10 protein-coding genes are annotated in these 19,180 nt (G+C 41.4%); all 10 read right to left on the reverse strand.

Annotated features, from left to right (window positions below):
- Window positions 1–148: 148 nt before the first annotated feature.
- The 10 genes from OCK74_RS23395 to OCK74_RS23440 all read right to left on the reverse strand — a co-directional run bounded on the left by OCK74_RS23395 (window position 149) and on the right by OCK74_RS23440 (window position 19,158).
- Window positions 149–2,230 (reverse strand): discoidin domain-containing protein, encoded by a 2,082-nt coding sequence (locus OCK74_RS23395; protein ID WP_279299526.1) that lies wholly within the window; start codon window positions 2,228–2,230, stop codon window positions 149–151.
- A 65-nt stretch (window positions 2,231–2,295) separates the two neighbouring features.
- Window positions 2,296–4,938 carry a DUF5916 domain-containing protein gene (locus tag OCK74_RS23400; protein ID WP_279299527.1) on the reverse strand — a complete coding sequence of 881 codons (2,643 nt, stop codon included), beginning with the start codon at window positions 4,936–4,938 and terminating at the stop codon, window positions 2,296–2,298.
- A gap of 152 nt (window positions 4,939–5,090) precedes the next feature.
- Window positions 5,091–6,662, reverse strand: a complete 1,572-nt coding sequence (locus OCK74_RS23405) for a glycoside hydrolase family 2 TIM barrel-domain containing protein (protein WP_279299567.1) — start codon at window positions 6,660–6,662, stop codon at window positions 5,091–5,093.
- 18 nt (window positions 6,663–6,680) lie between these two features.
- The gene (locus tag OCK74_RS23410; RefSeq protein WP_279299528.1) at window positions 6,681–7,556 is read right to left on the reverse strand and encodes a sugar-binding domain-containing protein; all 876 of its coding nucleotides are present in this window, start codon (window positions 7,554–7,556) and stop codon (window positions 6,681–6,683) included.
- A gap of 80 nt (window positions 7,557–7,636) precedes the next feature.
- Window positions 7,637–9,667 (reverse strand): beta-galactosidase, encoded by a 2,031-nt coding sequence (locus OCK74_RS23415; RefSeq protein ID WP_279299529.1) that lies wholly within the window; start codon window positions 9,665–9,667, stop codon window positions 7,637–7,639.
- Window positions 9,668–9,988: 321 nt separating this feature from the next.
- Complete coding sequence (locus tag OCK74_RS23420) at window positions 9,989–12,406, reverse strand: alpha-L-arabinofuranosidase C-terminal domain-containing protein (RefSeq protein ID WP_279299530.1); 2,418 nt, start codon at window positions 12,404–12,406, stop codon at window positions 9,989–9,991.
- 36 nt (window positions 12,407–12,442) lie between these two features.
- Window positions 12,443–12,889, reverse strand: coding sequence for a hypothetical protein (locus OCK74_RS23425; protein ID WP_279299531.1), 447 nt, complete (start codon window positions 12,887–12,889; stop codon window positions 12,443–12,445).
- A gap of 579 nt (window positions 12,890–13,468) precedes the next feature.
- Complete coding sequence (locus OCK74_RS23430) at window positions 13,469–14,278, reverse strand: hypothetical protein (RefSeq protein WP_279299532.1); 810 nt, start codon at window positions 14,276–14,278, stop codon at window positions 13,469–13,471.
- Window positions 14,279–14,307: 29 nt separating this feature from the next.
- Entirely contained in the window at window positions 14,308–15,897 is a 1,590-nt protein-coding gene (locus tag OCK74_RS23435; protein ID WP_279299533.1) for a RagB/SusD family nutrient uptake outer membrane protein, read from the reverse strand.
- Window positions 15,898–16,023: 126 nt separating this feature from the next.
- Window positions 16,024–19,158, reverse strand: a complete 3,135-nt coding sequence (locus OCK74_RS23440) for a SusC/RagA family TonB-linked outer membrane protein (protein WP_279299534.1) — start codon at window positions 19,156–19,158, stop codon at window positions 16,024–16,026.
- Between the last annotated feature and the right edge of the window lie 22 nt (window positions 19,159–19,180).

Consider the following 19,180-nt stretch of genomic DNA (forward strand, 5'->3'; position numbering starts at 1 on the left):
AAATACAGTTACTACTTCCTATTTACACAACTTTTTAGGGTCTCCAAAAAACATTTGGTGGAATCTTAGAATACAGAACCGATCTTTCATTCTATACCAATATAGTTTGTAGTTTTAACTCTGTCATTTAATTATACTTCTTTCAATACTATTTGGTAATCACATCCACTTCAGCATATCCAATCTCATCGTTACCATCAATATTTCGCAAAGCACGAAGTTTGATATAGCGGGCTTTTACCGGTGAAAAACTCTTTACTTGCCATAATGGATTGTTTTTGATGTTGGAGAATTCACCCGAATCGGCAAGTTTCCATTCTGCATTATCATTCGATATATAAAACTCGTAGTTGCTGATGATGCCAGGGTTCCAAATGTTCTGGTCTGGCAGGTATCTGAAGCCGCTCAGTGTTTCTTCTTTGCCCAAATCAATCACTAAATCAACCGGCATTTTTTTGTCTTTGCTTTGGTGCCAGGCAGTAGATGGGTCGCCATCTAAAATAGCATTTGCTTTTTCATCATTTATGCCTATCAACTTCCAACTCTTTCTGGGAATATCAAATTTTTCGTGTGTTACCGGACTGCTTTTGCGCGATGCAGGTTCATAAGCCATTGCACTTATTTGTACTTTGCCTTTGGTAGCAATGGAGCCTGTGTATTTTTTCGACTTCAAAGTGGGTACACTTCCATCCATTGTATAATACAGTTCTGATTCTTTATCGGCTGGTATGATGTTTATTTCGCCATTCTGATTCCTGATAATGGAAGGAGGAGTGAGTATTTGCGGTGCATTATAAATGCCGATATTAGAAATTACCGGGCAGCTTTTTGCATCGGTAATATTGAAGCGAACCTTGGTGGCCGTTACAGCTGGAAAACGAAGGATGCGCTTATACCCGACGGTGGTTGCTTTCGCCAGTTCTTTCCAATTTCCATCAACCCATGCTTCTACAGTAAATGATTTTACCCGTTGGCCCAAACGAATATATTCCTGTACCAAAAAACGGTTAAATTTTGTTGGCTTGCCAAAATCTATTGTTAACGAAGCCTGCTTTAGATTATCATCTGTAGCCCAATATGTGTTTTTATTGCCATCAATTGCCATTACTGCTGCAAACTGTTTTGCATTGCCCCGAACATTTGAAGCGGTTGCCTTCCTTTTTAAAGCAAGGTTTACTGCAAATGCGTTTTTCACTGCATCGCCAAAAGCAAGAGCAGCTTTTTCATCATTTCCGTGGATCAATCCTCTGGTATCAATCGGAAAGTTGAGAAGTAATGAACCATTGCGGCCAATGGAGTTGTAGTAAGTCTCCATTAAGTGAGGCACTGTTTTTACTCTTTCGTTTTCACTGGGATGGTAAAACCATTCGGGTCTTATTGAAGTATTGACTTCGGCAGGCACCCAGGCATTCCCATCTTCCAAACCATAGTGCAACATATTCCAGCTTACTTCGCCTGTTGCATTTAACAAGCTCCAGTTGGTTTCGCCAACGAAACCTGCTTCTGTTCCCACCCAGCGCAGGTCGCCCCTATCACCACCGTCGTTCCATATCACAATATTGGGTTGCAGCTTGCGAATCATCTTATAGGTATTACTCCAGTCATAATAAGTGGTGCGGTCTATCTTGCGGTTTTCATTGGCACCACCATAATATCCTGAACCTCCGTTAGCACCATCAAACCACACTTCGAATATTGGACCATAGTTGGTGAGCAGTTCGGTAAGTTGATTCCTAAAGTAAGTAATGTATTCAGGCTTTCCGTAATCGGGGTGGTTTCTATCCCAAGGCGATAAATAGATGCCTAATTTCAAACCATATTCTTTACAGGCATCGGCCATTTCTCGAACAATATCGCCTTTGCCATTTTTCCAGGGAGCATTTTTAACGGAATACTCTGTATATTTTGATGGCCAAAGGCAAAAACCGCAGTGGTGTTTTGCGGTTATTATAATTCCCTTCATACCTGCTTGTTTACAGATACGAGCCCACTGGCGGCAATCCAAATTTTCAGGATTAAATAGTTTGACATCTTCATTACCATAACCCCACGATTGGTCGGTATAAGTGTTTAAGGAGAAATGAACAAAAGCATAATACTCCATTTCCTGCCAGCGCATCTGATTTTTTGACGGAACAGGGCCATAAGGGGCTGGAGCTTTTACCTGTGCATTGTTAATACCGACTAAAAAAATGGAAAAGAAGAGCCCACATAAAATACTCCTACTCATGATTATTTGAATTGTTTTGTTGCTTGAGTTATTTAAATGTATAAATTCCTTTCTTTGAATCTATTTTATATCGAAAACCATCTATTAAATTTTATAAGAAAAATATTTTTGGGGGAAATATTCCTTATTACACTCATTCCGTCAAGTAAACCCTTGGTTCCGGGCTGGACAAAATCAGTCCTCTCCTGCGACCATACAAGATAGAATTGCGAACCTGGCCGGTATTCCCACCTGAAAACCAAGTTGGAACGAAATTGGCTAAAATCGAAATCAGGATTCCAGAAGTTATAGTTTACTATCCCATTGTTGTTCTCGGAGACTTCATAAGTGTTACCATTCAGCTTGGGAATTAGCCCTGAAAATCGGTCAGGGTAATTGTTTGCTTTTGAATTTGTAATTCTCTTAAATTCCGAGTAGTTACCTATAGTTGCAAACGGGCTTCCATAATACTGTATAGACAGTTCGGGTGTTATGTTATAATCTACTCTAAAAGTAGTTCCTAATGTTTGCTGGTTTATTTTCCCAAGAATATATCGCTGCTCGCTACTATTATTGGCCGTGGTAATGAATTGAAGATCGTTTCTATTACCCGAATAATTAAAACTTGTAGAAAGTTTCAAGGTATTTATAGGGGTATATTTTATCCCCGGCTGGAAAGAATAATACTGTGCACTGCCACAACCGGAGGTTGAGAGTTCAGCATTTAGTTCGCAAGAGAGTTTTTTTGAGGGATCGGTTCTGACATAGAGGCTTTGGTACCAAACGGAAGGAATCAACATTGCACTACCTCCACGTAAAATTCTGGTATCAAGCGATTGCGAGGTATAACTCACAGAGGTATTTATCGCCCATTTATTTACCAATTCAAAGTATGCACTAAGGTTTGTATTTGACGATAAGTATCTTAATCCAAAGTCCCAGTTGTTGGTTTCCGACAATGAAATATTAAAGGTTCGGAATATAGAAACCGGTTTATTTATAAAGTAATAAACAGAGTTTCTTTGTTTAATTATATCAGCCATTTGCATAAACCCAATGTCATTGAAATCAAGACCCGGTGAACGCCAAATCAGTTCGGTAGAATAACGCCATAATCCTTTACTTCCTTTTCCAATTCGGATATCTCCGCCATAGCCGGAAAGCCGACTAATGGCAGTATCAAATTGTGCGTAATGTATGTCCGGTCTCTGATAATATCGTGCTGAAGATTGCTGAAGGTTGGTCATGGCTTCATGACTTCCGACGATGTTGCTTGCAACTAATTTTGCATCTAAATAATACTCTTTATCATGCCACTGATGGAGCAAATCAATACCTCCCGTATAGGCATTACGGTTCATGAATTTCAGTTGCGGCGCATTTATGAACCGGTTTGTGGAAGTAATAATACCGCCAAGCACCGTATTTCCTTGCTTAAAGTCCTGCTGAACCCTGGCAATGGAATAATTTGTCAGAGGTTCAACGCTGATACTTTTCCTTTTACCCATCGAATCTACTTTGGCATATTCGGTCGAAGTAAGACTTTCCAATATTCCTAATGATAATCCTTTGGCAGTCTTGCCACTTAATTTTGCAGAGCCAAGAATAGTGGTATTGTCGGGATAATTCATAAACTCGTGTTCGTTTATGCTCGGATAAAATGAAGGAGTATGGCCTATTCTGCGGCTGTAAAATAGGTTTGAATTATCAAAATCAAAATTGAAAATATTCTTTCCTTCGAGGAAGAAGGGACGTTTCTCGTCATAAAAAGTTTCGAATGCTGTGAGATTCATCACTGATGGGTCAGCCTCGACCTGTCCGAAATCTGGATTCGTCGTCAAATCAACTGTTAAATTACTTGTCAGCCCAATTTTTGCATCTAAGCCAATATTTCCAGACCACCTCCTGCCTTTATTTTCAAATGGATTGTTTGGATCCCCTTTAAATGTTTTGAGTTTTCCCAGCATATATGGCATAATTTCGATTCTTCTGGATTTTGGCAAACCATTAATACCGTGAAGCTCTCCGAATAAGTACAGCATGCCCGGCCCAGTCGAAGACTGAAGTTCCCAGTCGCTCTCCTGCTGAAAACGATCAATCCATCGCCATGCATGAAGTCCCCATACCTGCACGGAGTCTTTACTGTAACGAAGTTGGCTCAGTGGAATTTCAAACTCGGCAGTCCATGCAGAATCCTCAAAAGCGGTTTTCGCATACCAGACAGCATTCCAGTTTAAATCTGCATTCATAGGATTAGTTATGAGTAAATCAGTCTTCTGTCCGGCAGCCGAAACATCAAACTCAAACCCTGTACGATGATCGTGATAACTATCAAAACAAATGCCTGCCATGTCACCTAAAAACTCATCACGCCGGCCTGCTTTGCGTATAATTTTTTGCGGTATACTGTCGAAAGCTCGAATGGCAACATAGATATTCTTGTCATCGTAAAGAATCTTGAGTTGTGTTGGCTGTGATGGCCTGGCTCCTTCGTTCGGTAGCCATTGGGTGTAATCGCCAGACCATTCACCTGTTTTCCAGCAAGCATCGCTTAACTTACCGTCAATGACCGGTTTTTCGGTAAAAAGACGATTAGTATGATATACCCTTGGTGGCCTTTGGGTTAACTTTTTTATGGTGTCGTTTACATTTACTTGAGAATAAGTTTCCTGTAAAAAGAAAGCTAACAACAATGGAATTAGGCAAATTATTTTAGTGTCGTTTTTCATCTGTATTTTTTTATAAACATTTTATGCGTATATACTTAGGAGATTTCCATTCAATCAATATTTGACAACTTATTACTACTATTGCATTCCTTTTACCACCACTTCCATTATTACCGGAACTCATGCCTGCCATCTGCTCCTGATTAAAAAAATTATTCCGATTTAATTATTATTTCAGCTTCTTTTAGGGTTTCAGATATTGCTTTCAACCTGATTGTACCGGCTTGATTATCGGCTTGAACAAGCACTAAACAATATCCATTGAAAGCCATGCGCTGGCTGGCCCTATCAGGCTCGTGACTGCTGGGATTGCCATTGCCCGTGCTAATGATCTTGCCGGGGCCTTCGATTGAAAATTTCACAAGGTTGCTCGCAGTTGGCACAACCCTGCCTTTGGCATCTTTGATAGCTACCCTGATAACAGCCACATCGCAACCATCCGATTTAAGAATATTGCAATCGCTATTCAATGCTATCTGTGCCGGAGGTGCGGTTGTTTCTGCAATATCTTTTGTAACTAATTTTCCTTTATTATAGCCTCGGGCTTCTAATTTTCCGGGTTGATAACTAAGTTCCCATTCAAGCTTCGTGTAAGGAATTGTCTTTTTCTTTCCTATACTTTTTCCATTCAGGAATAACTCAACCTCTTCGCAATTGGTATAGCATTGAACCTTTTGAAGCTTGCCTTCTTTTCCGGGCCAATTCCAATGCGGGAATATGTGAACTACAGATTCATTTGACCAGGCGGCTTTGTAAGCATAATATCCATCTTTGGGGAAGCCGCATATATCCATAATGCCAAAATGCGAAGAAACGCATGGCCAACGGTAAGGTGTCGGTTCACCTCTGTAATCGAATCCGCTCCATATGAATGTGCCGCCAAGGAAAGGATATTTTACTACATCAGCCCAATCTTCTCCCGGCAATGGGCCCCAGTTGGGCTCCCATTTCTGTAAGTTAGATACATAGCCCTTCTCCCAATTGTTCTCATACTCTCCGCGTGTTGAGATGAAACTTGTTGATTCGGTCGAAAACAATATTCGATTGGGGTAGTTTTCGTGGTCCTTCACATAGGCCATTCCTTTGTCTCCATAATTATATCCTACAACATCCTGCACATCGGCATAGCCGCCATCATTTCGTGCATGGTTCATAGCGGCCGTTACCAGACGTGTAGGATCTATTTTATGAGTTGTCGCCACCATTGTTTCAAGTATTCGGGCGCCCATGACCGTGCCCTGGATCCATTCTTCATTTTCCATACTCCACATAAATATGGAAGGATGATTCCGGTCGCGGTACAGCATAGTTGTTAAGTCTTTTAACCCTTCTTCGCTGCTGCTGAGATAACGGTTTTCATCCAGCACAAGTAATCCCATGCTGTCGCACATATCGAGGAGTTCCGGGGTAGGTGGATGATGGGCACTGCGGTAAGCATTACTGCCCATTTCTTTAAGCAGCCTTAATTTGTATTCATTTATTTTATCGGGAAGAGCAACGCCGATGCCGGCAAAATCCTGGTGATTGGCTGTTCCCTTTACAGGATACAGTTTACCATTCAAAAAAACTCCATTGCGATTGATTTCTATAGTTCTCACTCCAAAAGTAGTTACATAACTATCAATAATATTTCCCTTCTCAATAACCTCAGTTTGTACTTTGTATAAGGTTGGCGTTTCGGGCGTCCAGAGCAATGGCTTTTGTATTGTTGCTGTTTGTGCAATTTCGGTTGTACTAAATGGTTAGATCTTTTGAGAAGAAGCCACTGAGTCCAGTACAATACCCCTGTTGTTTACAATTTTTGAAACGAGGGTAAAGTTCTTAACTCCCTTGTATTCATTCTTCAATGTAGTTTTAATACCAACAACAGCTTCATTTGAAGAAACGGAAGGAGTAGTAACATAAGTGCCAAACCTGTCAACGTGTAACTTGTCGGTTTTAATTAGCCGGACATGCCTGTAAATGCCGCCACCTTCATACCACCAGCCTTCGTATTCGCTAGCATCTACCTTCACCAGTATTGCATTTTTACCTTCGTTGCCATAACGTAAAACATCAGTCAAATCGTAGTTTGACGGCGTGTAACCGCTTTGGTGATTACCGATAAGATGACCATACACCCAAACGGTGCTGTTCCTGAAAATTCCGTCAAATTCGATGGATATTTTTTTCCCTTTGTCTGCTTCCGGTATTTCAAATTCTTTCCTGTAAAAACCGATGCCCGCAGGTAAATATCCATTGCCTGCCGGCTGGCTGCCGAGTGAATTGTCATTTATAAAACTATTCTCAACCACCCAATCGTGAGGTAAATTGACCAATTGCCAGTTTTTGGGATAAAAGACCGTTGCACTTTTAACATCGGTGTAATCCATTGTTGTGTCTTTGGCAGTTAAGACTTGAACGTTGACATCTGTCAGTCCACCTTGGCTGCCAGCCTTTATTACACGCTTCATAGCGATATTGCCTTTGTGGAACTGCCAGTTACAGTCAAAGTTCTCTTTAACTCTTTTACCTGATGCTGTTTTAGTGATCTCCTGTGTTTTTATATCCTCACTAAATGCCAGCAAGAAAAAAGGGATACTAAACAACGTTATCAATCTTCCATGCAGCAGCTTCATAAGTTTTGTTCTTTAAGTATTTATCCAGTAATTAATAATGTCAATGAAAAATTGTCTTCCAAACTTATGTCCCCAATTAATTAATTCACTTCAATAAACTCCGGTTCATAAGCTGCAATTGTAAAATTGCCAGAATATTCTCTGTCAAGAAGCATACTCTTTGACTTTCCCTTCATCGGAATTTCTTTTGGTTCGCCCGTTATATTCAGATACAAGAAATGGTTTTTATCAATCTGCCTTGCCATTACACCCTCTGGTACATCCGGACCTTTTTTTATGGAAAGTTCGCTAATCAGTTCATCAAGCAAAGGATTCAGTACATCAGCATTAGCAGGAAGACCAACATAAATGGCCCGTCCTTTACCATATTTATTACTCGTCATTATCGGATAGTCTTTATCCAAGCTGGTGAGATTGCCTATAATTTCCGCTCCTTTCGGTTCAATAATATCAAACCGTTCCGATTCTGTATTCATCAGTTTCCCTTTATAAGTAAACTCAATCTTTTTGCCTTTACATGATTTTCTTGATATTTCATTGAGTGTTTCAGTTTCTTCGTAACTGCCCACACGTATGCCAAATACATCACTTAACAAGCCCGGACGTGTACTTGCAAATACCTGTCCTGTTTCGTCAACAATCGCCGAATTATTTGTCATTACAACTGTGCCGCCATTTTTTACAAAGTCGCGGATTTTTGCAGCGGTTGTTCCATCCATCACAGCAACACCGGGCACAAAAAGTAGTTTATAGTTTAGCGAACTTTTGCTAATCTCTACAATGCGGGCATCCATGTTGCGGTAATAAAACAGATTGAAGCAGGCTTGTAGTTGGCCATCATGTTTTTCAGGAAAATAGCTGCTTGCAATTTGACTGGGAAATGAAAATGCCAAACCAACTTCTGCCTGAGGTTTGTAGGGGAAGAATTTTCCAATCCTTTTAAATTCAGTTGCAATTTTCTTGTATTCATCGTATTTGCGGTTTGGTACTCCATCCCAGTCAATCATTCCTTCCAAATACTGTTCTTCACCGGCGTGCATGCTTTGCCACGTCCAGCCGCAAACCATCTGATTGCCATACATAAGTGTAGCATAAGCCGACTTTCTGATAGAGTTGGGAACAGCAGTCATGGTTGTAAACTCGCTGCACCAAAATGGGTTTGTGCTTTCAAATTGAATACGTGAAATTCCAAACAGGGAATTCATAACGCCCCAATTAGTTGTTAAAGAGTTTCCGGGATAGAAACCCGCGCCATGGCGGGTCATCTTACCGGAATAAGCTACTGGAGAATAATCAAAATACTTTAATGGACTATAATACCATGCATTGGTATTGGTCAACGCGTGGGGTGCATTCTCATTCGTCTTATCTAAAATCTTAAGCAGCAGCTGATTGATTTCATCGGAAACAAAACGTCTGAAATCGAGCATCCTTTCGGGAGCGCCGTTAATTGAACCGGATACAGGAAAGCCAATTTCTTCAAACTGATTAAGCCTTCTTGACCATCTTTGCGTTGCCCATGCTTTGTTTAAATTGTCGGGAGTTTTATATTTCTGCTTTAACCATGCCATGAATCGCTGTCTTGCAGATTCCGAATACGAAACAGGGCCATCACCCGATTCATTATCGATGCCAAAAGCAAGCAAAGCCGGGTGCTTTCCATATCTTTTTGTTAACGTATCAGTATAACGCAGGGCATATTTTTGATACATCGAGTCGCCAGCATCTTCCATGTAACGATGATTGGGGTACAGCACATTTCCGCTTGCGTCCGTAATACTGATGGACGGATATTTATGATGCAACCAGATTGGTGCCGGACGGATAGCAACATCAAGGATAACTTTAATACCGGACTGATTCATCATGTTCATCACTGTATCGAACCAGCTAAAGTCAAATTTCCCCTCCGATGGTTCGTAACTATCCCAGGCCAGATGCCCCAAACGTACCACGTTCAATCCTGCTGCTTTCATTACCTGAATATCTCTTTTTATTTTTTCCAGATTCTTATCATCATGCGGATGATAATTGGCTCCAACATACAGCCCTTGAGCTTTCAAAGAGAAATTAAAAAAGAATGGAAGCATAAATAAGAAAAAACTTTTCATGTTATTTATTTTATATTTCGCTGCAGTCGATTAGGATCATACATCGCATACATGCAGCTGTTTTTTATTGATCTGACATCTAGTTTATTACTTTTTCCAACAGATACTAATTAAAGATTGAACCGATTTATAAAAAAGAGGAAGGTTCAAAACCCTCCTCTTTTTTACTAACATTGGAAATCAGGTTCTCATCTTATTTACTATAGTCTGGGCTGTTGGTAATTGCGCCCAAACACTAATGGACATAAACAGTCCGATAAGAAAGTTTCAAAAAAGAGGCATCTTTTTGATACAAATGACAAGCTGTGTTTTTTCATTTTGTTATGTTTTAGGTTTATAAAATGTTTGCAAACGCAGTATTGTCAAAGAATTACCCGGAAATGAAAGGATAATTTTGGTTCCTGAAAATTTCACATTTTCTGTTTTTGGGGAAACTTTAGTGGGTTGTTCCATTGTATTTTCATCCAGCGGACTGGCGGAAGTGAGAATAAAAGACTTTCCTCTTCCTGTAAGATTTTCAGCACCCGACAGGTTAATTTCTGTTTTTACAGCGCCGGCTGCCGCGTTAACAACCTTAAGAATAATATCGCCCGAACGTTCATCATTAGTTGCACTTACGCAAATACTACTGGTTTTTATACCTGGATTGGATATTTCCTGAATGAGCTTACCATCAAGGTAGCCTTTAGCAGCGCCCCCTTTAACTTCAACTTTAATATCATACCACCGACCAGCTTCTATACTTCCGGGAACGCTTTGCCTGCTGAACCCATTGTCTAACACAAATTCGGTGTTTTTATTACCGCCGATTTCCCAGCGCATCTGATCATCTTTATTCTGGTTCCGGAAATAAACCAGGATACCATTATCGCCGGAAATTTTACGTCCTTTGAAGGTAATTGTATAATCGGTCCATGATTTGTCGCCGAAAAAAACTGAAGTATTAGTACCTGTTGCTGACTGACGAAGTACGCCGTCTTTTACCAACCACTCGCCGCCTGCTTTTTGCCAATCATCAATATTCTTTGTAAAATCAGATTGAAACAAAACACGGCCATCAGATGCAAGTACTTTTAAATCTTTAAACTCCGCAGAGTTGTTCGCGGTGCCCAATCCAAGGCCTCCTTTGTTATAAAATGTCAACAGAGGCGCTCCTTCTACGTTTACAGGCAGGGAAACAGTACCCTGATTCTGCGCAAACAGTTGCTGCACATAGTAGCCCGGCAAGCCGTACCAGCGATAGCTATCAAAATTGATCAGGTTTATTGGCCAAACTTTATGGTTCACATTACAGAACAAGGGTGCATAGGCACTCATCGTAACCACATCTGAGTTTCGTTCCAGGCCTGTCATCCAGGCAGCCTCGCCAATAGCCCCTCTCAGGTTACCGTTTCCAGTTTTACTTGTTACTGCATATTCGCCAACAAATATTTTCGGGCCTTTTCTATCGTAATTGTCATACTTGTTTGTGTTCATGATAAACCACTCAGGATTATCATAATAATGTTCATCAATAAGGTCGGGCAGAGGGTCTTTGGGATATCCTCCCCAATTGTTGACAATAAGTGTAATTTCAGGATACTTTGAGCGGATTGCCTCAGCAATAAGCCTCCATCGTTCGGCGTACTGGTCGCCGCCGTTTTCGTTTCCTATCTCAATATATTTCATGCTGAACGGTTTTGGATGACCATTCTTAGCACGAATGCTTCCCCAAACAGAGTTCTCTGGTCCATTGGCATATTCCATAGCATCTAATGCATCCTGTACCCATTGGCCCATTTGATCCATAGGCACAAAGTCCTTATGCGAAATACCTGCATTTATACAGAACAATGGCTCGGCACCAAGGTCTTCGGCCAGTTGCAGATACTCGTGAAAACCTAATCCCCGGCTAGCATTGTAGCCCCAAAAATTCCATGAAGAGGTACGTGTATCGATATTCCCAACTGTTTTTTTCCAGTTGTTCATTTGCCTGAAATGGTCTCCCTCTACCCAACAACCGCCCGGGAACCTGAAAACTTTAGGCTGCATGGCATTGAGGGCCCCCGCCAAGTCCCTCCGGAGCCCATGGCCTTTCCATGTTTGATCAGGTATGAGCGAAACCATATCCATATATAGGCGGCCATTACCATTAGCTCCTATCTCAATACGGGCTTTGGGGTCGCTGCCTTCCGCAGTTAAATTAACTGTATAATATTTCCATCCCGCATCAAAGCCTTTTACCTCAGCACTGGCCAGTTCAGTACCGGCAGCACTTACTATACTAACCTTTAGCGGCGCACTGAAGCCTTCCCCGCTACGTGCTGCTAATTTGAACGTATATGAGTTGCCTTTAACGATACTCATACCCCAGAAACCCCTATTTTCGAGCTTAAATTCTCCCCGAACCTGAATGGAAAGATATTTCCGATTGAAGACGTTTAGCCCTCCCGTTGGCGGGTACAACGCATCAACATTAATAACCGAAGCGCTGCTGGCTCCGTTCAGATTTATAAACTTCCAGTTTTGAAGCGTATCAGAATCTTCGAACGAACGATTCCTGATAAGCTCCGGATAGAGGCCTCCATCGCTTGAATGGTTAATATCTTCGAAAAAAGCCCCGAATAATGTTGATGGGATACGATGTCCCGGCCTGTTCACTTCAACAGTTATTTTAGCCTTATCTGCTTTGTTTGGTTGAGCGTTTAGAACTGAGCTTAATGTCAATAAAAACAAGCCTGCAATAAGTGGTTTATTCATTTTCCTTTTTATTAATCTTAATGGTTGTTACCTCTTTTATATCACAAATTCATGAAAGGACTTATCGCTATGAATAGGGTAGGCAAAATCTTTGTTTGCCTGCACTTGTTGCACCTGCCATTTCATATTGGATTGGCCCGAAGCCTGCCAGACATCACCGATCAAAATTCCTCTTAGCTTGATTCCGGAATCCGGTTTTCCTGATTCAAAAACTTCAAGATCATATGGGCCACCTTCTCTTCTTTTGGGAAAGTATAGCATCCAATTTCCCTGCTTGTCGGCTTTTGTAGAAACACGTATCGTTCCAAGGTTTGCTATAACCACTGATCCAGGAGTTGCCTTTCCCCAAACCGGTATTGTTATGCCTCTTTGCAAAACCATACTATCTCTAAATACTTTAGGTAAAGTGATTTTAGCATAACACAAGGACTGGAAAAAGAATATTGCAGAAAATACGACCAATATCTTTTTATTTATTTTCATCTTTATTCCCATTGCAAAAAAGTATTTATTAGAAGCACAAAAGCTTCAATAGAGAAACTAAAAGCCAATTCTTGGACAGTAATTTTCAGTGTCTGAGACATATTATCTGAAGAGTTTTCCAATTGCAGGATACAATCTCCCGCCTCAACATTCCATTCCTTTTTTGATTCGTCCTAGAAAGCGAGATCAGCAACTTTCACATTGAACGTTGCCACACTTTTAGTTCTCTCGAAGTATTTCCTGAGCTTACAGAAATTACAACCGAATGTTCGTTTGCAAAGGGCTTGGCTCGAACATTCAAAGAGATCTTTCCACTTCCCTTTATTGTGGAAGCAGTCTTCTTGCAGGATGCCATGACCAAAACTACCAGCAGGATAATTATATATTGTCTTTGAGCCTTTACGTATCTATTTATGAGCGTTTATTCATTGTTAAAAACCTGCAGGTGCATCAACTTTCGTTGAACACCCGCAGGTTGACCCATTGCTTCTATGAGAGCCTTTTATTCATTAAATTAAACCGATTCTGGTCTCATGTAATGGAATACCTCCAATCTTCTTTTCCCCATTCTTTGCTTCACTATTCAGAGTAGTAGTTATAAATCAACCATGTTCCATCATTTCTTACCACTGTTAATTGCAGTTTGTTATCTGTAAGTGTTTTGATACGAATATCCTTTTTCCAATTGGCTACCTGAGGGCCTTGCCCCTTACTATTGTCGTGAAGTACTTCAGCGCCAATAGTGGTCAGGGTTTTAGCTTTGAGGTCAATCGCAACTTTACCTGTTCCTGATAATGCCGGAAACATTAAATTATTCGATTTAAAATTGGGGTTTCCAATCAGGTCAAACGTCATGGTTCCATAATCACCTTTCTCAACTACCCAATCGGCCCAACCTGCATCCCATTGCCAACTGTAATTGGCGCCGGCAAAAGATACCGGGCCATTAAAATATTTACTTTTTCCATCAGCGTCCACATCAAGATGCCATGTTTTTGATTTTCCTAATCCCCCGGTTAGGTTCACCCACAAAGGATCGCTCACCGTCTTTTCATCAATCGTAGTGATTTTTACTATTACTGAATCGGCATATACAAGGCCACCACGGCTTTCCACAGCATATTTAATGGTATAATCACCTGGAAAAGGAATGTTTATAGTGTCCGTTAACTTGATGGAATTACCGGAAGGCGATACCCAATAGGGCGTAGCATTTGGAGTAAGGCTTTTGAGAACGATGTCATTGGGGTTCTTAGCGCTTGGGGTGACGGTAAATTTCAATGCACCTTTATCTAATGCGGGGCCGAGTTCCATCTTTTCGGGGCTGCAACCGGAAAACATGGTGATTAACCCGCAAACTGCTATTATAGAATGAATTAACTTTTTCATGTATACTAATTTTTGATGAAATAAAACAACTACCATCCTGCATTTTGTTTCAACACACCATTCGATAAAGTGATTTGCGAATAAGGTATCTGAGACAAACCTTTGGTTTCGGTGATCTTTGCCGCAGTAATAGTTTTGGTTGCATTCACGCCACCATTTTGAAGCGTAACGGATTCAGCAATGGTGGATGCAGCAGTGCTCACGCCCTGGCGCAGCAAATCCCAGTAACGAATGCCTTCTCCAAAAAACTCGAGTTTTCTTTCATTCATAATATTTGCCTGGTTTACCGGTATTTGAACGAAGTTGGAACCGAATGCTCTCTGGCGTACTGCATCAAAATATTGCTGTGCATTTGGAGAACCTAATTCAGCAGCCATCAACAACACATCTGCATAGCGGATAGAAACATAATCCTCATACTGGCTGATCATGAAACTTACACCACCCATTTTTTCGGCAAGGCTTGTACCTGAGGCATCAGCCATTGGAGTGTATTTCTTCATGTAATAACCGGTGTATTCTCTCTGGTCATCTTTCTTTTTAAAATCAAGATTTTCATCTACAATAGAAATGATAGAAGCACTCCTTCTTGTATCGTTTGCATCATAAGCGTTCCAAAGTTTGGGATTCACGGTTCCGCCTCCCCATCCTAAGCCGTAAGGAGCGATCGCCTGGCTCCGGATGCCAAACATCACGAGCCATTGATTGCCATCAACATTGCCGTTCCAGTCGCTAGTGTACGTGTATTTGATAGCAAAAACAGTTTCTTTGTTATCTTCTCCTACATAATTAGCAGGTGATGCCGCAGGCCACAGATTTGCAAAATTGCTAACCAGGCCAAAACCTCCATTTGATATGACATCTTCCAAATATGTGAGGGCTTGCTCCTTAGTAACAGCTCCTACTAAATCAGGTTTATTATAGTATCCGGTGTAATAAAGGAACACACGGCCAATCATTGATTCAGCAGCCCATTTGGTTATCCTTCCACGAGTGGCAGAAGCTTGTGCGCCATAACTTGTGGATGGAAGATTAGACGCAGCAAATTTTAAATCCTGCGCAATGAGGCTGTAAACGCTGTCAGGACTTGCCTGCGGAACATTCTCCGTTGAAGGTTTGGTGAGCAATGGAATATTGCCCCACAATCTTACCATATCAAAATAGCAATAAGCACGAATGAACTTTGCTTCTGATTCATAAATTTTACGCATTGCTTCCTGTCCCTTCCAGTCTACCTGGTCAAGACGGCTCAACAACAAATTAGTACGGTAGATGGTATTGTAATAAGACGCCCAGTTATCCTTATATAGGTCTTGATCGACTGGCGAACGAAGCTTGTCAAATTCATCTATCATGGAATAGCCAAATCCATCGGCATTGCCTGTGGCACCAAATGCATTATCTGACATTACTTCTGAAGTGACAGGGAAGGCAATTCCGCCATAAAGACGTTGCAATCCATCATAACAACCTACCAATGCTTTGTAGGCTTCGTTAGGCGTTTGATAAAAATTCTGTTCCGAAACAGTTGACACGTCCTCCGTCTCGAGGAAGCTTTTTTTACAGGCAGCCAGCGACAACAGGGCGATGACAGGGATATATAATTTTAATTTTTTCATCTGAATAACTTTTTATTTTATTATTTGCCAGATGGAACTCCGCATGATAAATTTTCATGACACGCTGTGTTTAATAATGAAAATTTTATCGTGCTTCGTTTCATGATTCTCATTTTCAAGTTTTGATTAAAAACGAATGTTTGCACCTACCATCAGGGTTCTTGGTCTTGGATAGTAACCTAAGTCTACGCCTGATGAATATTCCTCATTGTGTCCAATTTCGGGATCCATTCCATTGTATTTGGTAAATGTGAAAGCATTCAATACAGAAGCGTACAGTCTTACCTTGCTGAGGTAATTTTTCTTTGCCATCCCCGCAAAATCATAACCAAGCGTAATGGTGCTGATGCGCAGGTAGCTGCCATCATAAATGTACAGGTCAGAGAACTGTGCCCAGTTGGTACCTTCTGCTGTTACTCTTGGAATTTTGTTTGAAGTTCCCTCACCTGTCCAACGATTTAGGATTTCTGAGGAGTAATTACCAAGACCACCAGGCCCCCTCCATGATTGAACCAATTGATTACCGGCAACACCTGAAGCCTGTACCCCGAAATCAAAGCCTTTGTAGTCAAGTGATACATTGAAACCGAAAATAAAATTAGGATTGGGGTCACCGATCATTGTTCTGTCATCATTATTAATAGCTCCGTCTCCATTCAAATCAACATAACGAAGATCACCGGCTTTTGCATCAGGCTGAATGAGCCTGCCCGTTTTGTCAACATAAGAATTGACTTCGGCTTGTGTTTGGAAAACACCCGCTGTTTTTAAACCCCAGAAATAACCAACAGGGAAGCCGCTTTCCGCCCGGTAAAATTCAAGAGAATTGGCGTACAAAACGTTGCTATTGCCGTGAATGATGTGGTCCTTCGTAGGAATATTTCCAATCTTGTTCTTGTTATAGGAGCCATTGGCACCAATAGAATAATTGAAAAACTTGCCGATCGTGTTGTGATAATTCAGAGCCAGCTCTACGCCGGTATTCTTCACATCACCGCCATTGATGTACATTTCCTTAGCACCGGTGGTGGCAAGAACGGGAATCTTAACCAGCCAGTTCTTTGTTGTTTTAATGTAATAATCGAAACTCACATTCAGTCTCTTCATCACGGTTGCATCAAAGCCAATGTTGGCTTGCTCTGATGTTTCCCATTTGATTGCAGGGTTTCCGATGGTTTCATCCGGCCTGGCACCCTGCACATTTGTAGTTGGTCCCTCACCAGATCCAAAACCATAGGAAGCCAGGTCAAATTTGATAAGCGACAAATATCTATTTCCAGGAATATTTTGATTACCTACCTGGCCCCAGCTTGCACGCAGTTTAAAGAAATCCAGGCCTTTGATATTTTGCATGAAGTTCTCTCTTGAAGCAATCCATCCTGCAGATACCGAAGGGAAGTAACCCCAGCGATGACCTTGTGCAAAATTTGATGAACCATCGGCGCGGAACGTAGCATTCAACAAATATTTTTCCTGGAAGTTGTACTGCAATCTTCCGAAATAAGAATTCAAAGCGAATTCGAAAGGGCCGCCACTGTTACCAATGTGCGCAGATCCTGTGGCCCTGTTGTTGGCAACATTCAGATAGGCATGGTCCAGGTCAAGAAGACGCAAATCCCAATTTTCACCCCTCATACCTGAACCTTTTGTTTTCAACGATGAACTACCCGCCATTACACTGAAGCCGTGGTTCATTGCCACTTTAAAATCATAACTCAGTGTATTTTCAAATTGAAGGGTTGTACTGGTACCCATTGATTGATAAACTGTAGAGGTATCAACTTTTGCAAATTTTGAAAGATGGTATGGAGGAGTAAATCCGCGGCTTTGGTTGCTACTATAATTCAGGCCGAGGCTTGAACGAAGTTTCAGACCTTTGATTGGTTCAACTTGTAAATAAGCATCTCCAAACAAACCCTGGTTACTGTTCCTTCCATTAGAACCATAGTACATAGCTGCATAAGGATTGGACGTACCGTCATCCCACTGGGCAGGACCTACCTGTCCGGGGTTCCATCGAAGACTGTCTGACCTGAAGAAATTGCCGTATGCATCATACATAGGCAGGAATGGAGATGTAGAAAAAGCAGAACGTAACGTGTTATTGTACTGACCTCCGGTTTGAATGCCATGACTGTTTACATTATTAAACGTAAGATGCTCTCCAATCTTGATAACGTTCTGGTATAAACTGTGCTCAGAGTTCATTTTGAACGTATAGCGCTCATAATAGGAATTATCGGAACCACCAACAATTCCACCCTGGCTGGTATAGCCTAAAGATGTTGAATAAGTGGAACCGGCACTTCCGCCTGTTGCACCCACTACATAATTTTGGGTGGGAACGTTCTTCACGAACATTTGGTCAAGCCAGTTGGTATTTACAGGCAGGTTGTTGATTTCATCATTAGTGAAGTAAGGAGCGTTACCCGAATTAACGGCCTGCTCATTCATGATGATGGCATACTCCTTTGCATTTAATAACTGCGCTTTTCTGGCAACATTTTGAATACCGTAGTAAGCATCTAAAGTGATCTGTGCTTTTTGGTTCTGTCTTCCTGATCTTGTTGTAACCAGAATAACACCATTAGCTGCCCGTGAACCATAAATAGCTGCGGATGCAGCATCTTTTAAAACATCGATGGATTCAATGTCAGCAGGATTGATCGATTTGATATCAATCCCCTGCACTCCATCAACAATAAATAAGGGTCCAAAATCACCAATGGTACCTTTACCACGGATGATCACATTAAATCCATCTCCGGGTTGGCCTGAAGAAGAAGTGATCTGCACACCAGGAGCCTGTCCCTGCAAAGCCTGCAAAGCATTGGTTGTGCTTTGCTTTTGAAGGGCTTCACCTTTTACCTGCAGGTTGGCGCCGGTCACTAATTTTTTCTTTTGAACGCCATAGCCGATCACCACCACTTCGTCCATCCGGTTTTCGGCTTCCTGTAATTGAATGCTCACGGCACCAGCATTGCCTACTATTACCTCCCGGCTCTGGTAGCCTACCGAAGTGATCACCAACACATCACCCGGGGCGGCATCAATGGTAAAGCGGCCGGTTTCATCTGCAATGGTGGTTTTATTGGTCCCCTTAACCGTTACAGTAGCACCAGCCATGGATGTAGCTGTTTTTTGGGAAGTGATCCTACCCGTTACCTTGGGGGTTTGTGCTAAGGCAGAATAGCCTAGCAAAAAGACGGAAATCATCGAACAAAGCAGTAATTGCAGTGTTTTCTTTTTTGATCTTTTCATATAGAAGCGTTTGGGTTTAAAC

It is taken from the genome of Paraflavisolibacter caeni, from assembly GCF_025628885.1.
Lineage (GTDB): Bacteria > Bacteroidota > Bacteroidia > Chitinophagales > Chitinophagaceae > Flavisolibacter > Flavisolibacter caeni.

What these genes read in the sequence shown, in the direction of transcription:
- OCK74_RS23395 (WP_279299526.1), bottom strand. Translation starts at nt 2,230, where the DNA reads ATGAGTAGGAGTATTTTATGTGGGCTCTTCTTTTCCATTTTTTTAGTC.
- OCK74_RS23400 (WP_279299527.1), bottom strand. Translation starts at nt 4,938, where the DNA reads ATGAAAAACGACACTAAAATAATTTGCCTAATTCCATTGTTGTTAGCT.
- OCK74_RS23410 (WP_279299528.1), bottom strand. Translation starts at nt 7,556, where the DNA reads ATGAAGCTGCTGCATGGAAGATTGATAACGTTGTTTAGTATCCCTTTT.
- OCK74_RS23415 (WP_279299529.1), bottom strand. Translation starts at nt 9,667, where the DNA reads ATGAAAAGTTTTTTCTTATTTATGCTTCCATTCTTTTTTAATTTCTCT.
- OCK74_RS23420 (WP_279299530.1), bottom strand. Translation starts at nt 12,406, where the DNA reads ATGAATAAACCACTTATTGCAGGCTTGTTTTTATTGACATTAAGCTCA.
- OCK74_RS23425 (WP_279299531.1), bottom strand. Translation starts at nt 12,889, where the DNA reads ATGAAAATAAATAAAAAGATATTGGTCGTATTTTCTGCAATATTCTTT.
- OCK74_RS23430 (WP_279299532.1), bottom strand. Translation starts at nt 14,278, where the DNA reads ATGAAAAAGTTAATTCATTCTATAATAGCAGTTTGCGGGTTAATCACC.
- OCK74_RS23435 (WP_279299533.1), bottom strand. Translation starts at nt 15,897, where the DNA reads ATGAAAAAATTAAAATTATATATCCCTGTCATCGCCCTGTTGTCGCTG.
- OCK74_RS23440 (WP_279299534.1), bottom strand. Translation starts at nt 19,158, where the DNA reads ATGAAAAGATCAAAAAAGAAAACACTGCAATTACTGCTTTGTTCGATG.